At 71.6% G+C, this 18,705-nt stretch carries 17 protein-coding genes; 5 read left to right on the plus strand and 12 right to left on the minus strand.

Features of this window, described 5'->3' with window-relative positions:
• Positions 1-14: 14 nt before the first annotated feature.
• The 3 genes from ABZT17_RS05915 to ABZT17_RS05925 are packed head-to-tail and all read right to left on the minus strand — an operon-like array spanning position 15 to position 3,981.
• Positions 15-410 (minus strand): GtrA family protein, encoded by a 396-nt coding sequence (locus ABZT17_RS05915; RefSeq protein WP_356344201.1) that lies wholly within the window; start codon positions 408-410, stop codon positions 15-17.
• Positions 410-1,369 carry a glycosyltransferase family 2 protein gene (locus tag ABZT17_RS05920; RefSeq protein WP_356344203.1) on the minus strand — a complete coding sequence of 320 codons (960 nt, stop codon included), beginning with the start codon at positions 1,367-1,369 and terminating at the stop codon, positions 410-412. Before ABZT17_RS05920 ends, ABZT17_RS05915 begins: the two co-directional genes overlap by 1 nt.
• Positions 1,363-3,981 carry a YfhO family protein gene (locus ABZT17_RS05925; RefSeq protein ID WP_356344205.1) on the minus strand — a complete coding sequence of 873 codons (2,619 nt, stop codon included), beginning with the start codon at positions 3,979-3,981 and terminating at the stop codon, positions 1,363-1,365. Before ABZT17_RS05925 ends, ABZT17_RS05920 begins: the two co-directional genes overlap by 7 nt.
• 242 nt (positions 3,982-4,223) lie before the next feature.
• Here ABZT17_RS05925 and ABZT17_RS05930 point away from each other — a divergent pair, with 242 nt between their 5' ends.
• On the plus strand, positions 4,224-4,685 hold the full coding sequence (locus ABZT17_RS05930) for a DUF6314 family protein (RefSeq protein WP_356344207.1): 462 nt from the start codon (positions 4,224-4,226) through the stop codon (positions 4,683-4,685).
• On the opposite strand, the gene ABZT17_RS05935 is transcribed toward ABZT17_RS05930, so the two are convergent.
• From ABZT17_RS05935 to ABZT17_RS05945, 3 genes are all read right to left on the minus strand, one after another.
• Complete coding sequence (locus ABZT17_RS05935) at positions 4,667-5,260, minus strand: histidine phosphatase family protein (protein ID WP_356344209.1); 594 nt, start codon at positions 5,258-5,260, stop codon at positions 4,667-4,669. The two genes, ABZT17_RS05930 and ABZT17_RS05935, sit on opposite strands and share 19 nt — an antisense overlap.
• Before the next feature lie 147 nt (positions 5,261-5,407).
• Positions 5,408-5,851: a GNAT family N-acetyltransferase gene (locus tag ABZT17_RS05940; RefSeq protein WP_356344211.1), complete on the minus strand. Its 444-nt coding sequence runs from the start codon at positions 5,849-5,851 to the stop codon at positions 5,408-5,410.
• Between the two features lie 61 nt (positions 5,852-5,912).
• Positions 5,913-7,379: a PLP-dependent aminotransferase family protein gene (locus ABZT17_RS05945; protein ID WP_356344213.1), complete on the minus strand. Its 1,467-nt coding sequence runs from the start codon at positions 7,377-7,379 to the stop codon at positions 5,913-5,915.
• Here ABZT17_RS05945 and ABZT17_RS05950 point away from each other — a divergent pair.
• Both ABZT17_RS05950 and ABZT17_RS05955 read left to right on the plus strand, forming a co-directional pair.
• Positions 7,378-8,349 carry a DMT family transporter gene (locus ABZT17_RS05950; RefSeq protein WP_356344215.1) on the plus strand — a complete coding sequence of 324 codons (972 nt, stop codon included), beginning with the start codon at positions 7,378-7,380 and terminating at the stop codon, positions 8,347-8,349. The genes ABZT17_RS05945 and ABZT17_RS05950 overlap by 2 nt on opposite strands.
• Positions 8,350-8,443: 94 nt before the next feature.
• Entirely contained in the window at positions 8,444-8,638 is a 195-nt protein-coding gene (locus ABZT17_RS05955) for a DUF1918 domain-containing protein (RefSeq protein ID WP_356344217.1), read from the plus strand.
• A gap of 3 nt (positions 8,639-8,641) precedes the next feature.
• Here ABZT17_RS05955 and ABZT17_RS05960 read toward each other — a convergent pair whose 3' ends face one another.
• Positions 8,642-9,904 carry a family 10 glycosylhydrolase gene (locus ABZT17_RS05960; RefSeq protein ID WP_356344219.1) on the minus strand — a complete coding sequence of 421 codons (1,263 nt, stop codon included), beginning with the start codon at positions 9,902-9,904 and terminating at the stop codon, positions 8,642-8,644.
• 188 nt (positions 9,905-10,092) lie between these two features.
• On the opposite strand from ABZT17_RS05960, the gene ABZT17_RS05965 reads away from it, so the two are divergent.
• Both ABZT17_RS05965 and ABZT17_RS05970 read left to right on the plus strand, forming a co-directional pair.
• Complete coding sequence (locus ABZT17_RS05965) at positions 10,093-10,968, plus strand: 3-hydroxybutyryl-CoA dehydrogenase (protein ID WP_356344221.1); 876 nt, start codon at positions 10,093-10,095, stop codon at positions 10,966-10,968.
• 209 nt (positions 10,969-11,177) lie between these two features.
• On the plus strand, positions 11,178-11,435 hold the full coding sequence (locus ABZT17_RS05970) for a hypothetical protein (protein WP_356344223.1): 258 nt from the start codon (positions 11,178-11,180) through the stop codon (positions 11,433-11,435).
• Positions 11,436-11,465: 30 nt separating this feature from the next.
• Here the strand turns inward: ABZT17_RS05970 and ABZT17_RS05975 are convergent, their stop codons facing one another.
• The 5 genes from ABZT17_RS05975 to pheS form a co-directional block, all read right to left on the minus strand.
• Entirely contained in the window at positions 11,466-12,011 is a 546-nt protein-coding gene (locus ABZT17_RS05975; RefSeq protein WP_356344225.1) for an NUDIX domain-containing protein, read from the minus strand.
• Positions 12,012-12,085: 74 nt separating this feature from the next.
• Positions 12,086-13,426, minus strand: a complete 1,341-nt coding sequence (locus ABZT17_RS05980; RefSeq protein ID WP_356344227.1) for a transcriptional regulator — start codon at positions 13,424-13,426, stop codon at positions 12,086-12,088.
• 397 nt (positions 13,427-13,823) lie between these two features.
• Positions 13,824-14,879: a PP2C family protein-serine/threonine phosphatase gene (locus ABZT17_RS05985; protein ID WP_356344229.1), complete on the minus strand. Its 1,056-nt coding sequence runs from the start codon at positions 14,877-14,879 to the stop codon at positions 13,824-13,826.
• Between the two features lie 160 nt (positions 14,880-15,039).
• The gene (gene pheT, locus ABZT17_RS05990; protein WP_356344231.1) at positions 15,040-17,550 is read right to left on the minus strand and encodes a phenylalanine--tRNA ligase subunit beta; all 2,511 of its coding nucleotides are present in this window, start codon (positions 17,548-17,550) and stop codon (positions 15,040-15,042) included.
• On the minus strand, positions 17,550-18,671 hold the full coding sequence (pheS, locus tag ABZT17_RS05995) for a phenylalanine--tRNA ligase subunit alpha (RefSeq protein ID WP_356344233.1): 1,122 nt from the start codon (positions 18,669-18,671) through the stop codon (positions 17,550-17,552). Before pheS ends, pheT begins: the two co-directional genes overlap by 1 nt.
• Positions 18,672-18,705 lie beyond the last annotated feature (34 nt).

An 18,705-nucleotide genomic window follows, 5' to 3' on the forward strand; every position in this document is an offset into this window, starting at 1 on the left:
GGGCACATCGGACCTCAGACGTCGTTCGGATCCAAATTGTACGGAGCGCCCTTGGGGAGCATCACCCAGCGGGAGACGACGAAGGTCGCCGGAATGGCCCAGAGGGAGGCGAGCAGCGGCGCGAAGCGGCTCCCCGCGTGCAGGATGTCGACGATGACGTACAGGCCGATCGTGGTGACCACGAAATTGGTGGCATTGGAGAGGGGGAACAACAGGAATTTCCGCCAGGTGGGAGGTGTCCGGTAGGTGAACCTGGCATTGAGGAAAAAGGAACCGACCATACTCAGCGCGGTCGCGAGGACATGCGCCACGAGATACGGCACCCATAGGAGAAACAAAAGGTAGAGGCCGTAATACGTGCCGGTGTTCACGACACCGATCACGGCGAACGTGAGCAGTTGCCGGGACATCAGGGAATGAGGTCCTTCGCTCGCTCGCCGTCGTTGACGTTCGTCGCCTTCACCAGGAAGTGCGGGCGCCCCTTGACCTCGTAGTAGATCCGGCCGGTGTACTCCCCGATCACACCGAGCATCACCATCTGCACACCGGCGAGTCCGGTGACGGCGGTGATGATCGTGACATAGCCGGGTGTCTGTACGCCGTTGACGAGCGCGGCCCCGACGATCCACGCCGTGTACAGCCCGGCGATGGTGAGCAGCACCATGCCGAGGTGGAGCGCGGCGCGCAGTGGGCGGTTGTTGAAGGAAAGCAGCCCGTCCAGGCCGTAGTTGAGCAGGCTGCGCAGGCTCCAGGAGCTGCGGCCGGCCTCGCGGGCCGCGTTCTCGTACTCGAAGGTCGTGCTGGGGAAGCCGACCCAGGCGAACAGCCCCTTGGAGAAGCGGTTGTACTCGGTGAGGTCCACCACCGCGTCCACCACCCGGCGCGACAGCAGCCGGAAGTCACCGACACCGTCGACGAGTTCGACGTCGACGAGACGGTTGACGAGCCGGTAGTAGAGGCGGGCGGTGAGGGTGCGGGTGAGCTTGTCGCCGGTGCGGGTGCGGCGGGCGATGACCTGGTCGTAGCCCTGGCCGCGCAGCTCCACCATGCGTTTGATCAGCTCGGGCGGGTGCTGGAGGTCGGCGTCCATGACGACCACGCAGTCACCGGAGGCGTGCCGAAGACCGGCCAACAGGGCTGCCTCCTTCCCGAAGTTGCGGCTGAAGGAAACGTACCGGACCCGCTGGTCGCGGTCGGCCAGCCGCTCCAGGACCGGCAGCGTACGGTCGGCGCTGCCGTCGTCGACGTACACGAACTCCATGTCGTGGCCGAGCGGCAGCAGTTCGTCCGCGATCTTCTGGACCTGGCCGTGGAAGCGTTCGAGGACGGCTTCCTCGTTGTAGCAGGGTGCGACGATCGATATCAGCACGGGAGTTCCCCCCGGGAGACGGTCACGCGTTCGAGCGGTCGAGTGGTGGTGGGCGGCGGCTGCGTCACCCGCCGTCGGCGGACGGCGCCAAGGACGCCGAGCAGGAGCAGGGCCAGCAGCGAGCCGGCCCCGACGGTCAGGCCGAGCCGCAGCCCGGGCGGATGGAAGGTGCAGGTCAGACTGGTCGACGAGCCGTCGAGGGGTACGGCGATCAGACCGTGGTAGCTCTTCGCCGGTACGGCGTCCCCGCCCCCCGTGGCACACCGCCAGCCGGAGATCCGGGGCGCCGCGACGACGGCAAGCCCCTTGCTGCCGCTGGGCAGTTGGGCCCGGACGGTGGCCCCGGAGACGGTCACCCGGGTCGCGCCGGTGGCTTCCAGACGCGCCACGGCGGTGCGGAGGCGGGCGGTGTCGAGACAGCCGACGGCTCCGCGCGGGACGCGGCCGGTGCGGTCGGGGGTCAGCCGGATGCGCACCCGTCCGGAGGCCGGGGCGGGGCCGAGCGATGCCATGGCGGCGCGGTTGCGCGGGTACTTGGAGCGGAACAGCACGGCGCGGTCCGCGAGGCGGACCACGCCGGAGTAGCGCGGCGCCCACAGGAAGACCTCGCTGCCGGCGGGGCAGTCGGCCGTGATCGACGGCTTGGTGAGGGCGCTCCCGGAGCCGATCCAGTCCTTCTCGGTCAGGGGGTTGCCGTTGTCGTCGTACACCCTGATCGGGGGCACGGTGTAGACGCGACTGCCGAGCAGCGACTCCTGGTTCCGGTAGGGCGACGAGCCGAAGGGCGCCTGCTCGGGGGCGCTGCGTACGGTCACCAGGGGCGGGACATCCTGCCGGGTGACGCTCAACCGGTCGCCGATCTGCGGCAGATACGTCTGGTGCGGGTCGATCGGCGAGCGCACCCGCGCCCCGACCGAGAAGATCGCGTCGGTGACGGGGTTGTCGAGGCTCTGCACACTGCGGCCCCGCGAGGTCCAGCCGCCGCCGAGGGCGGTGAGGGTGCGGCTGAGGACGTCGGAGGTGAGGCTGCTGTAGTACTGGGCGCCTTGTCCGCCGACCATCAGGGGGTCGTTGCCGACGGTCTGCTCACGGCCGGGGTCGGTGCGGTAGCGGGGCCAGCCGTCGGCCCGCGCGATCGCCTCCGCCTGCTGTTCCTGCCGGGCTCCCCAGGTGGCGTAGTCGTCCATGCGCCCGTAGCGGACCCGGGTGGCGAGGGCGGAGGTGGTGACGGCCTCGCCGAACTGACCGCCGAAGAGCAGGGCCACGGCGAGCCAGGCGAAGAGCGCGCGGCGGCGGGCTGGGAGGGGGACGAGGGCGCTCGCGGGCCGGCCGGCGTCCGCCGCCCGAAGCAGCACCAGGCCGCCCACCGCGCCGGCCGCGGCGAGCACCACCACCGGCCACCCCACGGGCTTCACCAGCGAACTCCGGCTCGCCACCAGGGCGATGACGGCGAGCAGCGCACCGGCCGCCCCCAGCGCCCGCCGGTCCGGGACGCCGTACGAGAGGGAGTGCCAGGCGGCGATCACCAGCAGCGCGCACAGGACGAAGGCCTGCCGGTACGGGCTGCCCTGCGGGGTGGCGAAGGCGTGCCAGAGGAGATGGGTCGGCGCCCACTGCAGCGACAGGGTGACGGCGAGGACCAGCGCGGTCCAGCCGACGCGCACCCGGCGCGGGACCGCCCGGTGGAAGGGCAGGGCGAGGGCGAGCACCAGCGCGGCGGTGCCGGTGTAGAGGGCCGGGCTGCCGAAGCTGTACGTCGTCGGGAGCAGACGGGCGAGCAGGTCCTGGGCCGGCACCGGGCTGAACCGCACGACCCGGCCCGGATAGGCGTGCCGGGTGCCGAAGTAGACGACGATCACCAGCGGCGCGGCCAGACCGATGCCCAGGGCGACGGTGACCGCGGCCCGGCCCGCGGCCCGCAGCCGCCGCCGGGTCGGCAGGTCGGTGAGCCGGAGGCGGAGCAGGAGCACGAGACCGGCGGCGAGGGTGGCCATGTACGCGGTGTAGAAGTTGGCGATCCAGGCGAGGGCCACGACCAGCACGCCGAGCAGCGGGTGGCGTCGCCGGATCGTCCACTCGCCGACCAGGCACAGCAGCGGCAGCGCGACGAGCCCGTCCAGCCACATCGGGTTGTACGCGGCGTCCGCGACACTCCACCCGCACAGCGCGTACGACGCCCCGAGCAGCCCGGCCGCCCACCAGCGCCCGCGGCGCAGACTCAGCAGCAGCCAGGCCATGGCGGCGCCCGCGGTCGCCGTCTTCAGCAGGGTGATCACATACACGGCGAGGTCGATCTCGTGCCGCGGGAACACCCCGACGAGCAGGGCGAAGGGGCTGCTGACATAGGTGCCCAGGTCCGGCAGGAAGCTGGAGCCGTACCCGGACTGCCAGTTGACGAACAGACCGCCGTCGGCCCTGCCGTGCAGCAGGTCCCAGAGGTGGGCGTGGAAGGGCACGTACTGGTTGCCGAGGTCGTTGACGTCGCGGGTGCGGGGGCCGAAGGGATAGCTGCGGGCCGGCACGTCGGCGGCGCAGAACACGACGGCCGTCACGGCGGCCGCGAGTAGCGCCGCGGCCGGCCTCGGCCGGATCGGGGAGCTCGTTCTTCTCACGTCCTGTTCCTGTCCGGACGTGACGGTGCGTTCCCATTCATTTCTTGCTGCTCCCCGCGGGTTATCGATTCGCGGGGTTAGACGGATCGAGTTTCCCATCGGTTGCGCCGCCCACAGGAAGTGGTAATGCCTGTTCCGAATAACACCCGAGCTCTAATTCGAAACGATGATGAACGGCCGGGAAACAGAAATTACCCGATGCGTAATTTGACGGTGAACTCGGAGCGCGCAGGGTCGACGGCATGGATCGTGGCCTGAGGACGGGCGGTTGGTGGCCCGTCCCCGACGTGCTGGCGCATCTCGCCGGGCGGTGGCGGGTGGAGCGTGTCGTGCGGGATCTCGCGAGCGGCGCCGAAGGCCGCTTCGAGGGCGCCACCGTCTTCAGCCCGTGGCCGGGTGGCGGGCTGCTGCACGAGGAGTCCGGCATGTTCACGTGGCAGGGCGTCGCGCGGCCCGCCGAGCGCACTCTGCGCTTCCTGCCGGGCGGTTCACCGGGCACGGCCGAGGTGCGCTTCGCCGACGGCCGCCCCTTCCACGACCTGGATCTCACCACCGGCCGTCATGTCGCCGACCACCCCTGCTCGGCCGACCTCTACCGCGGCGAGTTCACCGTCCTGGACGGCGATCGCCGGCGGACGGTGTGGCGGGTGTGCGGGCCCGCCAAGGACCTGGTGCTGACGACCGGCTACGCGCGTGTGCGATGAGCCGGGGAGCCGTCGAAGCGGAGGTTCCAGCGGCCGGCGTGCCCGGTGACGGTGGTCGTCGACAGCGGACGTACGTCGATGTTCCAGTAGGTCGCGGGCGGCGCCTTCAGCGCGTACACCAGGGCGGCGCGGATGACGGACGGCTCCGCCACCGCCACGATCCGGCCCCCGTCGTCGTCCGGCCGGGTGTCGAGCCACTCGCCGACGCGGGTGATGAAGGCCACCAGCGACTCACCGCCGTGCGGGGTGGCGCGCGCGTCGGTGAGCCAGGCGTCCACCGCCTCCGGTTCCCGGGCCATCGCCTCCCCCAGCGTGAGCCCGCGCCAGCGACCCATGTCGCAGTCGCGCAGGGCGAGTTGGACCAGTGGCTGGTAACCGAGGGCGTCGCCGGTGGCACGGCTGCGGGGCGTGGGCGAGCAGTAGCGCAGCTCGGCCGCCGCGAGCGGGATCAGCTCATGGGCGACGTGCTGCACCTCGTCCCAGCCGGCCTGGTCCAGTGGACGGTCGTCCTCGAAGCGCTCGGCGAGCAGCGGGGAGCTGCGCGCGGCGGCGACGAAAGTGGCCCTGAGTTGCATGCGGTGATGGTGGGTCGTACAGGTAGGCAGGTCAAGGGGCGTTACCTAGGAGTCACCGAGGGTTGCCGGAAACTTACTTCAGGGTCAGGACCTTGCCGGACAACCCGCCCGAACCGCCTCACCCAACCCGCCCCACCCGCCCCCGCCTCACCCGAACTCCAGCGCCATCCAGATGTCGGGCTGCGCCAGGGCCTTGAAGCCGACCTTCTCGTACACACCGTGGGCGTCCCGGGTGGCGAGCATGACGCGGCGCATCCCGAACGGCTCCAGGTGCGCGCGCACGGCCGCGACCAAGGCGGTGCCGACACCCTTGCCCCGCACGGACGGATCGACATAGACGTCACACAGCCAGGCGAAGGTGGCCTGATCGGTGACGACCCGGGCATACGCCACCTGATCCCCGGAAACCACCTCGTACACCCCGAAGTTGACCGACGCGGCGATCGCCCGCTCCTGCTTCTCCCGCGCCCGTCCGATCGCCCAGTACGCGTCGGTGGACAGCCACCGGTGCACCCGGTCGACGTCGAGACGTCCGGGGTCGGTGGAGAGCTCGTAGCCGTCGGGCAGGGGCGGGGCGCTGGTGTCGTTCATGGCGGGAGGCTCGCAGGTGGGGTGGTGGGTCGTCGAGTGGTTTTCGGTGGGAGCCGGGGTGTCACCACACCGGTGCCACCCGGCCGGAGACCGGCTGCATGACCTCCTCGCAGGCCGTCCGCAGGCGCCGCACCCCCTCCTCGATCTCCCCCGCACCCGCCACCGCCGCGAAGCTCAACCGCACGTGGGCGGCGGGGGGTTCGGCGCTGAAGTAGGGGCGGCCGGGGGTGATGGCGACGCCCGCTCGGAGGGCGGCGGCGGTGAGGGCCGGCTCGTCGGTGCCGTCGGGGAGGCGGAGCCAGAGGTGGTAGCCGCCCGACGGGATGTGCGGGAGCGCGAGGTCGGGCAGACGCAGGCGCAGGGCCGCCGTCATCGTGTCGCGGCGGGTCTTCAACTCCGTGGAGATCGCCCGGAGATGACGCGGCCAGGCCGGCGATCCGACGAGTTCCAGGGCCGCCTCCTGGAGCGGGCGGGGGACGAAGAAGGTGTCGACGATCTGGATGGCGCGCAGGCGCTCCAGGACCGGCCCCCGAGCGGCGAGGGCGCCGAGCCGGAAGCTGGGCGAGGTCGCCTTGGTGAGGGAGGAGACATGGACGACGACTCCGTCGGGGTCCTCGGCGGCGAGCGGTGTCGGCAGCGGTCCGGCGTCCTCGTGCACGAGCCGCCGTACGAAGTCGTCCTCGACGACGAACGCGCCGGCGTCGCGGGCGATGCGCAGCACCTCCGGGCGCCGGTGGGGCGCGAGGAAGGCTCCGGTCGGGTTCTGGAACAGGGGCTGGCAGACGAAGACCCGGGCGCCGGTGGCACGGAAGGCGTCCGCGAGGAGGGCCGGTCTGACCCCGTCCGCGTCCACCGGCACCGGGACGGGACGCAGTCCCGCCGCGCGGGCGATCGCCAGCATCCCGGGGTAGGTGGGCGATTCGACCAGCACCGGAGCGCCGGGCGGGGCGAGGGCGCGCAGCGCCGTGGTCAGCGCGGACTGGCCGCCCGCCGTGATCAGGACCCCGGCGGCCGAGACTCCGCCGCCGACACCCCGGGCGAACCACTCCCGCAGCTCCGGCAGGCCGTCCAGTGGCGGCCGGCCCCAGGCGCCGGGGCGGCGGCCGGCGCGGGACAGCGCGGCCGCCATCGCCCGCTCGGGCTGCAACGAGGGGTGCAGATAGCCGCCGTTGAACTCGACGACGCCGGGCGCGGGGGCGGCGAGGGTCACCACGACGCCCGCCGCGTCGACCGTGCGCGGTACGAGATCGCCTGCGCCGTCGGCGGTCAGCGCGACCTCCTGCCAGGAGGTGTCGCCGGCGGGGGCGGCGGTGCCGCGCGGCTCGGCACGGAAGGCGCCGGCTCCCGGCCGGGTCACCACCAGGCCCTCGGCGGCCAGCTGGGCCAGGGCCCGCGCGACGGTCACCGGGCTCACCCGGAAGCGTTCGACCAGGGCACGGCTGGACGGCAGCTTTCCACCTGGAGAGTAGCGGTTCAGTTCTCGTTTCAGCTGGTTCGCCAGTTCGTCGACACTGCTACGCTCTTGCATGAGAGCACACAGTAGCGCTACTACCGCTACATCGATAGCGGTCACCACCGACTCCCACGGCGCGGTCACCTCGTCGGGCCACGGCGGCGCCGGCCCGGCCGCCGTGGCTGCCGGTCGCCGTACCGGCACTCTTCAGGCCGCTCTCGGGGTCACCGCCTTCTCGCTCACCTTTCCCGCCACCGCGTGGGGGCTGGAGGGCTTCGGTCCCTGGTCGCTGGTCGCGGTGCGCTGTGTGCTCGCCGCGGTCATCGCGGGCACCTGTCTGCTCGGGCTCCGTGTCCCGGTGCCGGAGCGCGGGCACTGGGCGGGGCTCGCGGTCGTCGCCGCCGGAGTGGTCGTCGGCTTCCCGCTCCTGTCCACTCTGGCCCTGCGGACCTCCACCACCGCCCATGCCGCCGTGGTGGTGGGCCTGCTGCCGCTGACGACCGCGCTGCTGTCCGCCCTGCGCACGGGCAGCCGCCCCTCCCGCACCTTCTGGACGGCGGCGCTCGCGGGCGCGGCCGCGGTCGTCGGCTTCACCGTGCAGCAGAGCGGCGGGGCGCTGACGTCCGCCGATCTCTTTCTGTTCGGCGCCCTGCTGGTGTGCGCGGCCGGCTACACCGAGGGCGGCCGGCTGGCCAGGGTCATGCCGGGCTGGCAGGTCATCGGGTGGGCGCTGGTGCTGTGTCTGCCGCTCGCCGTGCCGGCCGCCGCGGTCGCGCTGTCGTACGAGCCCGTACGGCTGACCGCGCACGGCGTGGCCGGGCTGCTGTGGGTCTCGGCCGGCTCGCAGTTCCTGGGGCTGGTGGTCTGGTACCGGGGCATGGCGGCCATCGGCATCCCGAAGGCCAGCCAGTTGCAGTTGGCGCAGCCGCTGCTCACACTGGTGTGGTCGGTGCTGCTGCTGGGCGAGCACCTGACGGTGGCCGCTCCGCTGACGGCCGCGGCGGTGCTCGTGTGCATCGCCGTCACCCAGCGGGCGCGGGGGTGAGGGGCCTTGCCGGGCCCACTTCCCACCCCCGCTGAGCGCCGTAGACTCAAGGCCACGGACCGCTGCTCCCGCACCTGGTGAGGAGGCGTCGAAGATGCGTGCAACCGTGGGTGACCAGCTTGTCCAGCACGGCAGGGTGGTCGGCCAGAACGACAAGGTCGGCGAGATCGTCGAAGTCATGGGCCAGGAGGGCAACCCTCCGTACCGTGTCCGATTCGAGGACGGGCACACGGGCATCTGCTCCCCCGGCCCCGACACCGAGATCCGCCACAGGGAGATCCGGCAGTAGCGATCAGCTCGGGGGCTTCGCCGGCTGCTGGTAGTGGTCGGCGATCACCCTCGCCATCGCGCCGATCCGGTCCGTCGCCACGTCCGCGGCGGCGAAGAACATGTGTCCGCGCACCTGGGGATGGGTCGCGGCCAGGGCGAGGTGCCTGGAGAGTTCCGCCGCGTTCTGCCAGGCGGCGGGCTGCGCCGGGTCGCCGGCCTTGTAGAGGGCCTCGCCGATGTACAGCCTGGTCGCCGTGCCTTTGGCGACCTCCGCCCACCAGGGCACCAGCTTGGCGTAGTCGGCGGCGGCGAAGCCGATGTTCCAGTAGATCTGCGGGCAGATGTAGTCGATCCAGTTCTTCCGCACCCACTTGCGGGTGTCCGCGCCGAGATCGTCGTACGTCTGCACACCGGCCCGCGTGTCGGAGCCCTTAGGGTCGCTCGCGCTGTTGCGCCACACGCCGAAGGGGCTGATGCCGAACTGCGCCGTCGGACGGATCCGCTTGATGCCGGCCGCCGTCTCGCGCACCAGCTTGTCGATGTTGTCGCGGCGCCAGTCGGCCCGGTTCGCGAACGCGGCGCCGTAGCGGTCGTAGGCCGCGTCGTCGTCGAAGGTCTGGCCGGCCACCGGGTACGGGTAGAAGTAGTCGTCGAAGTGCACGGCGTCGACGGGGTACTTGCGCACCGCGTCGAGAATCGCCTTCTCCACGAAGGCGCGGACGGCCGGCAGCCCGGGGTTGTAGTACATCTTCCCGCCGTACGTCACCACCCAGTCCGGGTGCTTGCGCGCGGGATGCGTGGCGACCAGCTTCGTCGGATCGGTGTGGTTCGCGATGCGGTACGGGTTGAACCAGGCGTGCAGTTCGAGGCCGCGGGCGTGGGCCTCCTTGACCGCCGTGCCCAGCGGGTCCCAGCCCGGGTCCTTGCCCTGGGTGCCGGTGAGGACCTGCGACCAGGGTTCGTACGGCGAGGGCCACAGCGCGTCCGCGGTCGGACGCACCTGGAAGACCACGGTGTTGAGGCGGTCCTTGACGGCACGGTCGAGGATGGCGATCAGCTCGGCCCTCTGCTGGGAGACGCTCAGCCCCGGCTTGGAGGGCCAGTCCCGGTTGGTGACGGTCGCCACCCACACGCCCCGCATCGCCCTCGGGACCCGTCGGGGCCCGCCCATGGCGCCGCCCGCCATCGCCTCGCTCGCCGCCACCGCACCGCCCCCCGCCGCGAGAGCCGACAGAGCCGTCACCGCGAACGCCCGCCGCGACAGCCGAGACCTCCGGTGCAGCATTCCCCTACCTCCAAGTGCCGATGTACGAAGCCCGCGCGCGATTCTCGACCCGGGCCACCTCCCGCGTCAGCCTGCCACGCGGTACCCGAACGATCGATCAACGATCGCCGGAGGTAACGTGCAGGTTTGGGGCAGGCACCGAACCACCGGGGGACCTGCCGGATTCGTGGATCAGCGAAGGGGACGAAGTGACGGACTTCCGAGCGGGAGACATCTCGCGCGTCGGGGTGGTCGGCTGCGGCCAGATGGGAGCGGGCATCGCCGAGGTGTGCGCCCGGTCCGGTCTGGACGTCAAGGTCGCCGAGACCACCGGGGAGGCCCTGGAGATCGGCCGGACCCGGCTGCTCAACTCCCTGGCCAAAGCTGCCGAGCGGGGCAAGATCAGCGACGAGGAGCGGGACGCGACGCTGGCGCGGCTCAGCTTCACCACCGACCTGGGCGAGTTCGCCGACCGCGATCTGGTGATCGAGGCCGTCGTGGAGAACGAGCAGGTCAAGACGGAGATCTTCCAGGTCCTCGACCAGGTGGTGACCCGCCCGGACGCGATCCTGGCCTCCAACACCTCCTCGATCCCGCTGGTGAAGCTGGCGGTCGCCACCTCCCGCCCGGACCATGTCATCGGCATCCACTTCTTCAACCCGGCCCCGGTGCAGAAGCTGGTCGAGCTGATCCCCGCCCTCACCACCTCCGAGGGCACCATCAGCCGCGCCCAGGCCTTCGCCGAGAAGCTGCTCGGCAAGCACGCGATCCGTGCCCAGGACCGCTCCGGCTTCGTGGTCAACGCGCTGCTCGTGCCGTATCTGCTCTCCGCGATCCGGATGTTCGAGTCGGGCATCGCGGGCCGCGAGGACATCGACAACGGCATGGAGATGGGCTGCGCCCACCCGATGGGCCCGCTGAGGCTGTCCGACCTGATCGGCCTGGACACCATCGTCTCCATCGCGAACTCGATGTACGAGGAGTACAAGGAGCCGCTCTACTCCGCTCCCCCGCTGCTCCAGCGCATGGTCGACGCGGGCCGGCTCGGCCGCAAGACCGGCTCGGGGTTCTACACCTACGGCTGACCGCACCCCGCATCCTCCAGAGTGCCGGTTACACAGTGCGACCGGCACGGGCCCGGCGCTCTTCGGAGCTCCGGGCCCGCGGCATTCACTCCCCGTGTGCGCGCCGGGCCCGCATATGCCGCTCGCACACGCTCCCCACGCACCCACCAGGCGAGTTGACTCTTCATGCGCATGCAAGGGATGTGTCGACTACGGAAAGGAGCGGACTCGTGACCGCCGACCCCGAGCATCCCGTGGTCCATGGAGAACTCGCAGAGTTACGCCGTCGTCTCGATGTCGCCTACGCGCGCGTCGAGGGAGGACTGGCCCTGCTCAACCATCGTACGGAGGAGACGGACAAGGAGATCGACGACCTGAGCGCACGTATGGTCGCGCTGGAGCACGCCCGTTGGCCACTGCCCGCGATAGCGACACTGACCGCGGTGGGCGCGCTCGTGACGACGATCTGGCAGGTCCTGGGCCGCTAGAGGGCAGGACCAGGACGGTGTGGGGGAGCATCAGGGCTGGTCGTCCTGGCCGAGCCTGAGGTGGTGCAGGAGCAGTAAGGCGGCCGCCATGTTGGCGGCCGGGACCTCGCCGCGGGCGACCATGTCGGGGACGAGTTTGAGGGGGACCCATTCCCGGCGGTCGGACTCGAAGTCGTCCACGGGGTGGCCGACGTACTCCCCTTCGTCCGACCAGAAGATGTGGTGCCGGGCGTCGGTGAGGCCGTTGGACGGCTCCACGCTCATGAGGTGCCGCAGAGGTCCCGGCCGCCATCCGGTCTCTTCCTCGAGTTCCCTGGCGGCCGCCGCGGCGATGTCCTCGCCGTCCTCGACCACGCCCGCGGCGAGTTCCCACCCCCAGCTGTCGGTGATGAAACGGTGGCGCCACAGCAGGAGGACTTCATTGGCCTCGTTCACCACCGTGGCCACGGCGACGGGCCGCAGCCGTATCAGGAAGTGGTCCAGGTGCCGCCCGTCCGGCAGTTCCACATCTGCCAGGTTGACGGTGAACCAGCGGTTTGCGTACACAGTTTGTTCGTTCTGTTTCGTCCACTGCACGGTTCTGCCACCTTCCGTCGAGTAAGTGGCAATATCGCAGCAGGGACTGTGGTACGGCGGCGCCCGAAACCGGTCTACAGCGGTACGCGCAGGGCGCCGTCGATGAGTTCGGCGGCCTCGGCGGTGCCCGCGCAGCCACTGCGCACCAGGTGTTCGCGGACCGCCCGGAGTCTGTCGCGCAGCCGCTGCGACTCCATTCCGCGGGCCTGTTCGGCCATCTGCACCGCGGTGGCCACCGCCTTGTCCGCGTTGCCGCGGCGCAGTTCGATCGTGCTGAGCATGGCGAGCCGGTGCACACGCCCCCGGTCGTGCGCCGGATTGTCCACGGCGGCCGCGGCGTGCTCCCCCGCCGCCACCAGTTCCCCGAGGCTCAGCAGCGCCTCCGCCACCTGCACGTTGACCAGCCCCGGCTGGACATAGCCGGTCTCGTCGGGCTCGTACCCGCGCCGGATGCGTTCGGCGGCCTGCTCGGCACGCCGGATGCAGGACAGCGCGGTCGTGCCGTCGCCGAGGTGGGCGTACGCCTTGGCCTGCATCGCGTAGAGGTCACAGGCGAGCGCCGGGGTGATGTGCTTGCCGGCGGCCCGCAGCGCGGCCTCGGCGAAGGCGACGGCCTGCCGGTACTCCCGCATGAACAGCGACTGGTTGACCAGCAGGGCGATCACATAGGCGCCCAGTCCCCGGTCCCCGCTGGCCTTCGCGAGCCGCAGTGCCTGGTGGAAGTAGCGCTGGGCGAGCCCGTGCGCGTCGGAGTCGTAGGCGCAGATGCCGGCGATCGCCACCAACCCACCCGTCGCGCGGTGCAATTGACGCCCCGTCGCGTCGGTGTAGCTGCCGCGCAGCAGGGGGGCGGCCTCGGCGTTGAGGAACCCCACGATCCGGGTACGGGTCGCGATCCCGCCGGCCTTCCGGTACATCTGCTCGTAGTGCGTCCGGGCGGCCCGCAGCATCTCCAGATCGGCCGGGGTGACCCGGTGCCGCCCGCCGCGTGACACATCCACGTCCTCGGGCGGGTTCTCCCACTCCCACACGGGCATCACCGCGGGCGTACCGGTCACCGCGGGCGCGCCCAGGATGTGCGGGCGCTGCTGCTCGTCGGAACGCCACAGGGCGGTGGCCCGCTCGACGAAGCCGGAGAGGGAGGTGCCGTGCGGGGTGGCGGGCTCCCCCGGCACCCCCAGCCCGATGTCGTCCAGGGTGACCGGCCGATGGAGCCGCCCGGCCAGCACCTCGCAGATCAGGTCGGGCACCTGCCCGCGCGGCCGCTGCCCCTTCAACCACCGCGCCACGGCGGTGTGTTCGTAGCGCAGCGCGAGCCCGCGTGCCCGGCCCGCCTGATTCACGTGTGCCGCCAGCCCCGCGTGCGAGATCCCGGCTTCGTCCAGAATCGCGTCGAGCAGAGTGTTGGGCTGCATGGATGCCCCCCGGGAACCTCGGTGCCGTCAGACTAGTGCGAGCGGCTTCACACGGGGTGTGAACGGAGTACCAGAATCCGCAGCGTGCGCGCACTGTCGCGGAGAGTTTCCAGCCGGTTGACTGAAATGCCTCGCAAGAGGCCGGCCGGGCCGCCGGCTCCCCCTCGTACAGTGCGGCGGCCCGCTTCCGCGCCGTCCGCCTCGCTGCCTGCCCGACACTCCGTGGCGAGCGGACGGCGCGCCGACGCTGCGCTTGCAGGACCGAGCGACCGGGCGCCGGGGCCCGCGGGTGCGCTGTCGGCTGCGGGTCGACGGTGGTTTTGCGCAGTTCCCCGCGCCCCTCGGGGGCGCGTGACAGTGGGCCATGCGGGAGCGCCGGGTGCGCCGTGGGGGCCGGTCAGGTGAGGCGGTGCGCCCGGTGTCCGACCGGTTCGCCGGGCGGGCACGGGACGGTGCGGCGGTCGTTGCGCAGGACGAGCACGGCGACGTCGTCGGAGGGACGGCGTCCTCCGGTGTGGCGCAGCAGCGCGCCCAGGACGGCTCGCAGGACCGACTGCGGGGAGACGGGGCCGGCGGCGACCGCCCTCGCCAGCACGGCCGACAGGGGAAAGAACCGGCCACGTGCGTCGCGGGCGTCCTCGACACCGTCCGTGTGCAGGAACAGCGAGTCGCCGGGAAGCAGTTGACCGCAGGAGACGGCGGGCAGCTCGGCGGGCAACGGGAACGGCCCCAGGGGAGGCAGCGGTTCGACCGCGGCGAGCGGCTCCGCCCGCGCCCCGCTGAGCAGATACGGCCACGGGTGCCCGCAGTTGAGGACCCGCACCTCGCCGTCCGGCCGGATCTCCAGCAGCAGTACGGTCACGAACTCCTCGGCGACCGGATTGTCCGGTTCCCCTCCGGCGGAGGGATGCTCGCCGCGCGCCCGCTCGCGCAGATGCCGGCCCAGCGCCCGCTCCAGCCGCCGCAGCACCGACCCCAACTCGGCCTCGTCGTGCACGGCCTCGCGGAAACTTCCGAGTACGGCGGCCGCGGTGCCGAGGGCGGCGATCCCGTGCCCGCGGACATCGCCCATCACCACGCGCACCCCGTGCTCGGTGGCGATGACCTCGTACAGATCGCCGCCGATGACCGCGCCCCGGTCGGCGGACAGCTGGGCGGCGGCGAGATTCAGCCCGTCGACGCGCGCCGGCACCGGCCGCAGCAGCACCCGCTGCGCGGCCCCGGCGACCTCCCGGATCTCCCGCAGCTCGCGCGTCAACGCGTGCCGCACCTGCAGAATCAGCCCGGTCCCCACGGCGAAGAACACGGCACTGGTGAGGATCCGCGCCCCCAGCCCGTTCTCCCGGGCCAGCGGACAGGCCAGCTTGTAGGTGATCGCCATGGCCCCCCACACCATGGGCAGCCCCAAGGAGAACAAGCGCTTGCAGGAAAGCCCAGCCCTGACGCGGATCATGCCGATGGCCCCCCATACAGGCCCCGAAAGCACAGATCGGACCGACCCCGAGAGGCCGGTCCGATTCTGTCGAGCGCATGGCCTGGCAGGACCAGATCACCCGCAGTTGTCACTCGAACGAGGGAACGCCCACGCCCCAGGGGCGTGGCGAACCGCTCATCTAGCCGCGCAGCACGGCTCCTGTCCGCTCGCCCGCGAGGGCCACCGCCGCGTCACGCGCGGCAGAGGCCTCGTCGACCGTGAGAGTCCGGTCGGAAGCCCGGAACCGCAGCGCGTACGCCAGGGACTTGCGACCGTCACCGAGCTGCTCCGCGTTCTCGTACACGTCGAACAGCCGGATGCCCTCCAGGAGTTCACCGGCCCCCTCCCGCAGCGCCGCCTCGACCTCGGCCTGCGGCACGAACGTGTCGACGACGAGGGCGACATCCTGCGTGGCCACCGGGAACGTGGAGATGGAGGGTGCCTGCGGAGTGTCGTTGCCGACGGACTCCAGGACGTCCAGGTCCAGCTCCACCGCACTGGTCCGCTCCGGCAGCCCCAGCGCCTTCACCACACGCGGGTGCAGCTCACCGGCATGCCCGACGACCGTCTCCGTACCGTCGACGAGGACGGCCAGCTCGGCACAGCGGCCGGGGTGCCAGGGCCCGTACTGGCCCTTGCGCACGATCAGTTCGGCACCGGCCTCACGGGCGACGGCCCGCCCCGCCTCGACGGCGTCGGCCCAGTCCGCGGGACGGCCCCGGCCCCACCAGCCGGCCTGCTCACGGGCGCCCGCGAGCACGGCGGCGATGTGCCGCGGCTGCTCCGGAAGCGCGGCGTCCAGCTCGGCGATCTCCTCGTCCGTGGGACGACGGTCGACGGGCAGGGCGACGGCGACCCGCTGCCCCTCGCGCGGGTGGAACACCAGCCCGGTCTCGAAGAGCGCCAGGTCGTGCGAGCCCCGGCCGACATTGCGCCGCAGCGCGCCCAGCAGGCCCGGCAGCAGCGAGGTACGGAGCGCGGGCTCCTCGTCGTTCAGCGGGTTGGTGAGCCTGACGACGCGTCGCTTCGGGTCGTCGGCCTCCAGCAGCAGTTGGTCGAAGACCTGCTCGCTGACGAAGGGGTAGCTCGGCGCCTCGACGTAGCCGGCTCCGGCCAGCGCCCGTCCGACGCGGCGGTGCAGCCGCTGCCGGTGGGTCAGGCCGCGGCCCGACGGGGGCTTGGGCAGGGTGGAGGGCAGGTTCTCGTAGCCCTCCAGGCGGATGACCTCCTCGGCGAGGTCGTTGATCTCCTGGAGGTCGGGGCGCCAGGACGGCACGGTGACGATCAGCTCGTCCTGCCCGTACACGTCGCAGCCGATCTCCTGCAGCCGCCGTACGACGGTCTCGCGCCCGTAATCGACGCCGGCCACCTTGTCCGAGTGGTCGGCCGCGACGGTGATGATGTGCGGGGCGGACGGCGCGACGACCTCGGTGACGCCGGCTTCTGCGGTACCACCCGCGAGCAGCACCAGGAGGTCGACCGTGCGCTGTGCGGCGGCGGCCGCGGCCTGCGGGTCGACCCCTCGCTCGAAGCGGCGCGAGGCCTCCGAGGAGAGCTTGTGCCGGCGGGACGTCCGCGCGATCGCCACCGCGTCGAAGTGGGCGGCCTCGATCACCACGTCGGTGGTGCCCTCGCCCTCCGCGTGGTCGGCGATCTCCGTGTTGGCACCGCCCATCACGCCCGCGAGCCCGATGGGGCCGCGGTCGTCGGTGATGACCAGGTCCTCGGCGTCCAGCTTCCGCTCCACGCCGTCGAGGGTGACGAGCTTCTCGCCGGGCTCGGCGCGGCGCACCCCGATGGTGCCCTGGACCAGGGAGCGGTCGTAGGCGTGCAGCGGCTGGCCGAGTTCCATCATCACGTAGTTGGTGACGTCGACGGCGAGCGAGATCGGGCGGACGCCGACCTTCTGCAAACGGCGCTGGAGCCAGATCGGGGAGCGGCTCTCGGGGCTGAGCCCGGTCACCGTGCGGGCGGTGAAGCGGTCGCAGCCGTGCGGGTCGGAGACCTGGACCGGGTAGCCGAACGCGTTCGGGCCGGGTACGTCGATCAGGGCCGGGTCGCGCAGCGTCAGCCCGTAGGCGATCGCGGTCTCGCGGGCGACGCCGCGGATGGACAGGCAGTCGCCTCGGTTGGCGGTGACGGCGATGTCCAGGACCTCGTCGACCAGTTCCAGCAGTTCGACGGCGTCCTTGCCGACCTCGGTCTCCGGCGGCAGCACGATGATGCCGTGGGTGCCGTCGTCGCCCATGCCCAGCTCGTCGCTGGAGCAGATCATGCCGTGGGACGTCCTGCCGTAGGTCTTGCGCGCGGCGATCGAGAAGCCGCCGGGCAGGGTGGCGCCCGGGAGGACGACCACGACCTTGTCGCCGACAGCGAAGTTGCGGGCGCCGCAGACGATCTCCTGGGGCTCACCGGTGCCGTTGGCCTGCCCGACGTCGACCGTGCAGAAGCGGATCGGCTTCTTGAAGCCCTCCAGCTCCTCGATGGTCAGCACCTGGCCGACGACGAGCGGGCCCTTGAGGTCGGCGCCGAGGTGCTCGACGGTCTCGACCTCGAGGCCCGCGGAAATGAGCTTGGCCTGGACGTCACGCCCGGTCTGAGTGGCCGGCAGGTCGACGTACTCCCGCAGCCAGGAAAGCGGGACCCGCATCAGATCTCCATCCCGAACGGCCGGGTGAACCGGACGTCACCCTCGACCATGTCTCGCATGTCCTCGACGTTGTGGCGGAACATCAGCATCCGCTCGATGCCGAACCCGAAGGCGAAGCCGCTGTACTTCTCCGGGTCGACACCACAGGCGGTGAGCACCCGCGGGTTGACCATGCCGCAGCCGCCGAGCTCGATCCAGCCCTCGGAGGAGCAGGTCCGGCAGGGGCGGTCGGGGTTGCCGACGGACTCGCCCTTGCAGACGTAGCAGAGCATGTCCATCTCGGCGCTCGGCTCGGTGAACGGGAAAAAGTTCGGCCGCAGCCGGGTCTTCATGCCCTCGCCGAACAGCGACTGGACCATGTGGTCCAGGGTGCCCTTGAGGTCGGCCATGGTGAGGCCCTCGTCCACGGCGAGCAGCTCGACCTGGTGGAAGACGGGGGTGTGGGTCGCGTCCAGCTCGTCGGTGCGGTAGACGCGGCCGGGGCAGATCACGTAGACCGGCAGTTCACGCTCCAGCAGGGAGCGGATCTGCACGGGCGAGGTGTGGGTGCGCAGCACGACACCGGACTCGGTGCCGCCGTCCGGCCCCTGCACGAAGAAGGTGTCGTGCTCGCCGCGGGCCGGGTGGTCCGGGCCGATGTTCAGGGCGTCGAAGTTGAACCACTCGGCCTCGACCTGCGGGCCCTCGGCGACCTCGTAGCCCATGGCCACGAAGACGTCCTCGATGCGCTCCGACAGGGTGGTCAGCGGGTGGCGGGCGCCGGCCGGTACACGGTCGTACGGCAGCGTGACGTCCACCGACTCCTCGACCAGCACCCGCGCGTCCCGCTCGGCCTCGAGCTCGGTCTGGCGGGCGCCGAGGGCCTTGTTCACGGCGCCGCGGGCCTGGCCGACCAGCTTGCCGGCGGCGGCCTTGGCGTGCGGGGGCAGGGCGCCGATCTCGCGGTTGGCGAGGGCCAGCGGGGAGGCGCCCCCGGTGTGGGCGACCTTTGCCTCCTGGAGCGCGTCGAGGGAGCTCGCTGCGGCGAAGGCGGCGAGCGCCTCGTCCCGCATGCGCTCGATCTCTTCCGGTTTCAAGGCCTCGACCTCTACCGGGTCGTACGACTTATTCGGTGCCGACATCTCTTCCCGTGCTTCCGATTGGCTGGCTGGAGGT

The sequence above is a fragment of the Streptomyces sp. NPDC005648 genome, from assembly GCF_040605395.1.
GTDB lineage: Bacteria > Actinomycetota > Actinomycetes > Streptomycetales > Streptomycetaceae > Streptomyces.